Annotated in this window: 5 protein-coding genes; 1 reads left to right on the top strand and 4 read right to left on the bottom strand. The window is 64.4% G+C overall.

The genetic code is table 11. The annotated features are described in order from the left end of the window. Positions 1-89: 89 nt before the first annotated feature. From ABZ795_RS24625 to ABZ795_RS24610, 4 genes are all read right to left on the bottom strand, one after another. A complete protein-coding gene (locus ABZ795_RS24625) occupies positions 90-1,229 on the bottom strand; it encodes an acyl-CoA dehydrogenase family protein (protein WP_327026651.1) in 1,140 nt (379 codons plus the stop codon). After that, positions 1,222-1,518, bottom strand: a complete 297-nt coding sequence (locus ABZ795_RS24620) for a phosphopantetheine-binding protein (RefSeq protein ID WP_357532043.1) — start codon at positions 1,516-1,518, stop codon at positions 1,222-1,224. Before ABZ795_RS24620 ends, ABZ795_RS24625 begins: the two co-directional genes overlap by 8 nt. Next, a complete protein-coding gene (locus tag ABZ795_RS24615; protein WP_357532042.1) occupies positions 1,511-2,536 on the bottom strand; it encodes an HAD-IIIC family phosphatase in 1,026 nt (341 codons plus the stop codon). Before ABZ795_RS24615 ends, ABZ795_RS24620 begins: the two co-directional genes overlap by 8 nt. 109 nt (positions 2,537-2,645) lie before the next feature. Beyond that, entirely contained in the window at positions 2,646-3,500 is an 855-nt protein-coding gene (locus ABZ795_RS24610; protein WP_327026654.1) for a 3-hydroxyacyl-CoA dehydrogenase family protein, read from the bottom strand. Positions 3,501-4,143: 643 nt separating this feature from the next. Between ABZ795_RS24610 and ABZ795_RS24605 the strand changes: the two genes are divergently transcribed. Further along, positions 4,144-4,698 carry a transposase gene (locus ABZ795_RS24605; protein ID WP_357532041.1) on the top strand — a complete coding sequence of 185 codons (555 nt, stop codon included), beginning with the start codon at positions 4,144-4,146 and terminating at the stop codon, positions 4,696-4,698. Positions 4,699-5,135: the final 437 nt, after the last annotated feature.

Genomic DNA, 5,135 nt, shown 5'->3' with positions numbered 1-5,135 from the left:
CGGCGCCTCACCAACCGGTCACACGGGGTGCTTGCCATGACGCTCTCCGGGGTGTTCGCGACGTGCGGGATCGGACAGGGTTTCATCGCCTAGGCCTTCCGGGAGAACTTCTTGTAGCCGACATCGGCGATCAAAATCTGCTGCAACTGGGAGGTCCCCTCGATGATCTCGAGGATCTTCGCCTCCCGGAACAGGCGTTCCGCCGGGTATCCCGACCAGCACCCGTTCCCGCCCAGCACCTGGACCGCGTCCGACGTCGCGCGTTGGGCGATCGTCGACGAGAAGTACTTCGCGATGATCGTCTCCGTGGTCGCGTCGGCGTGGCGCTGCGCGAGCGACCGGCCCGCGCTGCGACACAGCTCCCGGGCCGCAGCGACGTTGGTGACCGTGTCGGCGACCATCTTCTGCACCAACTGCTGCGTGCCGATCTTGACCCCGAACTGCTCACGTCGCGTCGCGTAGGAGCACATCTCCTCCAACGCCGCCTGCGCCAGCGCGACGCCGGCCCACGCGATGCTGTACCGGCCGTGCAGCAGGGCCGTGTTCACCACGAAGCCGAAGCCCGCGCCGATACCCGCGATGAGATTCTCCGCCGGCACCTCGACGTCGTCCAGCTCGACCTCCGCGATGTGGGTCGCGCGGTTGCCCAGAAAGCCGGACATGGGCCAGGTCCGCACGCCGGGCATGTCGCGCTCCACTATGAACGCGCTCGGAACGCCGTTGTCGGAGGCCAGCACCAGGAACAGGTCGGCGATATCGGCAAAGGAAATCCACTTCTTACGACCGTTGAGGACGAACGAGTCGCCTTTCCGGATGTAGGACGTGGCGACCGAGGCCGCGTCCGACCCCGCGCCTTCCTCGGACAGCGCGAAACAGCCGATCTTTTCGCCGCGGGCAAGGGCGGCGAGGTATTTGCCCTTGAGCCGTTTCGACGCCAGATCCAGCAGCGTCCCGGCCACGATGGAGGTGTGGACGGTCAGCAACGCCCGGGTGGACGCGCAGGCCTTGCCGATCGCCTCGGTGACGTCGCCGTACTCCAGCGGATCGAGGCCGAGTCCACCCCACGCCGTCGGGATCGACGCGCCGAGAAAACCCTGCTCCGCCATCTTCTTGATGACATCCTGCGGCAGGAACTCGTCACGGTCGAACTCCGCGGCCCGCGGAGCCAACTCGGTCTCGGCGAACAATCTCGCTCGCGCGATGACGTCGGACCGGTCCGTGTCACTCACCAGCCGAAGCCTTCAGTTCACCGACCATGTCCGCGAGACGGCGGACCGAACTGAAGTTGCGCAGGATGATGTAGTCGTCCGGGACCTCGATGTCGAATGTGGACTCCACGTAGTGCAGGAGTTGCATGGCGAACAACGACGTGAAGTAACCACGCTCGAAGATGTTCTCCTCGTCGTCCAACTCGACGTCCTGGAACGCGGTCATGTTCTCCCGCAGGTATCCCCGGATCTTCGTCGCAGCATCCGCCACCATCACGTCTGCCATGTTCGCCACCATCTCGTCACGCATCGATCTTGACCTCAATGTATCCGGGGTATTCCTGGCGGACTGCTAGATCGTTCTCGTACAGGTAGTCGTTGCCCTCGCGCCACACCACACGGAAGTTCGCCAACTGGTAGGTCACCAACATCTGGCGGTTCCGGTCGGTACGGCGGAAGCGGGCGAAGAAGCGCTTGCCGTTCTCGGCGGCCCGGTGCAACAAGAAGGACAGCAGGACCGTGCCCACGCCCTTGGACACCGTCCGACACGACATCAGCAGGAGGTTGACCGTCCAGCGGTCGTCCTGCTTCTCCACCAACGCCACGCCGATCTTGCCGTACGAGCCGTAGCGGTCGGTCAGCTCACACACCCAGAGGTCGTGGTCGGGACTGTCCATAAGCTCTTCGAGCTGCTGGTACGAGTACTGGATGCCAGTGGAGTTGAGCTGGTTGGTGCGCTCGGTCAGCTCGGCGAGCCGCAGCAGGTCGCCGTCCTTCGCCCGAGAGATCGTGAAGATCATGTCGAGCCCGCTGAGGAACTCGTCCGAGGCGCCCTGGTAGGCGAGCTCCGCCTCGCTGCGTGCTTGATCCTCCAGGTACATCTGCCGGCGTCGGGCGGCGTCCTCGGTCACCACCGTGGGCGACAGGCGCGGCATCGAGAGCATCGTGCCCAGTTCCGCCGAGTCGACCGTCTCGACGTCCGGGTGGACGAAGGCGACCTCGTCGCGCTCGAACGGCTGGTCGTCCACGAACATGATCGTGTCGATGCCGATGTTCAGCTTCTCCCGGATCGCCGCGACGGAACTGGACTTGCTGTTCCAGTTGATCTGCGGGTAGAGGAAGTACTTGGCGAGGCCGAACTCTTCGAGCTTGCGCACCGCGTCATCGTGGTTGTTCTTGCTGGCCACCGACTGGAGGACGCCGCGGGCATCCAAGGTCTTGATCACGTTGACCACGCCGTCGCGGAGGACGAGGTCGGCGCCGGCCGACAGGGTGCCGTGCCACAACGTGTCGTCGAGGTCCCAGACGACGCACTTCACCATCTTCATAGATCGGAGTCCTCCAGGGGATCGCTGCTCTGCGAGGCAGTGCATGACTGCATCAGTGACTCAGGGAGGTGTTTCAGCGGTGTGCGGAAGTTCGGTGGCGCGGGTGGGCTCAGCGGCCCGCGTAGGTGTAGAACCCCTGGCCGCTCTTGCGCCCCAGCAGGCCCGCGGCAACCATCTTCTTCAGCGTCGGGCAGCAGCGGAACTTGCTGTCCTGGAACTCCTCGTAGAGCACGTTCAAAGAGTTGACCACCGTGTCCAGGCCGATGAGGTCGGCGGTCTCCAGTGGCCCCATCTTGTGCCCGTACCCGAGTTTGAAGATGGCGTCGACCTGCTCCGGCTCGGCGACGCCGTCGTGCACCAGGAAGGCTGCCTCGTTCATGAACAGGTGCGACAACCGGTTGGACACGAAGCCGGGCATGTCGTTGACCACGATGGACCGTTTGCCCAGCGACCGGACGAACTCCTCGGCCTGCTTGATCGTGTCGTCGGACGTGTGGTAGCCGCGGACGACCTCCGCGCACTCCAGCAGCGGAACCGGGTTCATGAAGTGGATGCCGACGACGTTCGGGGGTCGTGGGGTGCAGGCGGCGAGCTTGGTGATGGAGATGCAGCTCGTGTTGACCGCGATCCGCACGCTCTCGCCGCAGATGTCACGGAGAGCGAGGTAAAGCTGCTCCTTCGCGGCCAGGTCCTCGACGATGTTCTCGACGATCCAGTCGACCCCGGCGAGTTCGCCGAGGTCGGCGCCGCAGCGGATGCGGCCGAGGATCTCGTCGGTCTTCCACCCGGCTGCGGCCGGGGACATCATCCGGAACTTCCGGACGAGCTTACGGAGATCGCGGGGCGCGGCGGCCAGCACGTCGGGATCATGATCGGACAAGATCACGTCGTAACCGTTGGCCGCGCACGTGATGGCCACATCCTTGCCCATCACACCCGCGCCGACGACCCCTACTGTCGCCATTCTCTAGCCGCCCCGGGTAATGGGGAAAAATGCACGCGTATACACACCGACGTCTTCCCAACATTCGTCTTCGCACACTACACAACGACGTTGGGCCTAATACCGACCCGGCGCCTCTTACACGATTACCCCGCCGTTCGGTCCCACTTCATAAATAAGTGGAACCCGGCAACCGGCTCTCGCTCACCCACCGCTGCTAGTTGTGTCAGGTTCAGAACTTCGTGCGACGGATAATACACAGGGCCCGGGGGGCCGTAAAGGCGCATCGCTACTACGGATGGTAGTCGCTCAATTGCGGACCGAGGTCGGGCGACATCGTCTACCCCACCTAGTGATCATGCCGGTAACAATTCACACCCGACCGGCCCGGACATATCATCGCCAAAGCCTGCGGACCAACTGCATTACCGGTCAAAACTGGGCAGGAGTCGATATACGTAGATGATCCGCCGAGTTCCAGCGGTGCAACGAATTCTTTCGGTACACAGCGGACGGACCGCAAGCCTGCCGGCCGGCCACCTCGGCGCCCCCGCACGGCACCGACCATGACGCGGCGCCGCAACCATGCCGCACTGTCCAAACCGCTCCCAACTCGGTGAGGTCGGGCGGGACCGAGCGGACGTGAGGATCGCCCTGTCTGCACGTGAGGAGGGGTGAGCAGCCGCCGTGGATCGTCTCCGACGAGTCGTGGGCCGAGGTCGAACCGCTGCGGCCACCCCGTCCGCCTCGCCGGTACCGCTACCCCGGACGTGTCTCGGGCGGTGAACGACGGCTCCCACGCCCGGGCACTCAAGGGGCGGCCCAGTCCAGTCCGAGCCCGGTTCACCGCCGCAAGCCCGGCTCGAAACACCACGTCATCACCGACGCGGGCAGCCCTCCTCGCCACGGCCCGGACCGGCGGCAACCGCCACGACGTCACCCAACTCATGCCCTGGTCGACAAGATCCCACCGATCAGAGGGACCTGCGGCCGACCCCGGCAACCACCACATCGGATCCACGCCGACCGGGGCTACGGCTACGACTGCTACCGCCGCCAAATTCGCGCCAAGGGCATCACCCCGGTCGTAGCCCGACGCGGAACAGGACACGGCTCCGGACTCGGTGCCCGAAGGTGGGTCGTCGAGCAGACCATCGCTCTACTGCACCGGTTCCGCCGTCTGCGCATCCGCTGGGAGATCCGCGACGACATCCACTAAGCCTTTCTCACCCTCGCCTGCGCCATCATCTGCTGGCGCCGACTCCACCGCTCAAAGAGTTAGGAGTTGTAAATCCAGACGGTCAGAGTAAAGCGCACGGATCACCGCTGCTCGGCGGGCCGATCCCGGGGACAGCCGAGACCTCCTGGGCAAGCAGGAAATTGGCATCATCGGACTCGACGCGTTCCACGCGCAATTTTTCTCCGAGCGAGCGCAACACGCGAAGCCGGTATCGAATCCGCGTCACCCCGAACCAACTTGATCACCCATACAGATCTCGAATGGTCAGGTTGTGTCGGGTTCGAGAGTCAGTCCGGTGTGCGCGAGGAAGGCGTCGAATAGGGGCTCTTCGAGCTTGAGCGGGGTTCGCGGCTGGCGGTGACCCGGATGTGAAGGGCTCGCAGCCCATCGGTGATCATCTGAGTGTCTAGTTCGGA

Source organism: Micromonospora sp. NPDC047134 (assembly GCF_040643455.1).
Taxonomy (GTDB): Bacteria; Actinomycetota; Actinomycetes; order Mycobacteriales; family Micromonosporaceae; genus Micromonospora.
Note: the sequence above shows the minus strand (reverse complement) of the source record. Positions and strands in the feature narration are given on the sequence as shown.

Coding starts and splice junctions, on each gene's coding strand:
- ABZ795_RS24610 (WP_327026654.1), bottom strand. CDS start 3,500: ATGGCGACAGTAGGGGTCGTCGGCGCGGGTGTGATGGGCAAGGATGTG.
- ABZ795_RS24615 (WP_357532042.1), bottom strand. CDS start 2,536: ATGAAGATGGTGAAGTGCGTCGTCTGGGACCTCGACGACACGTTGTGG.
- ABZ795_RS24620 (WP_357532043.1), bottom strand. CDS start 1,518: ATGCGTGACGAGATGGTGGCGAACATGGCAGACGTGATGGTGGCGGAT.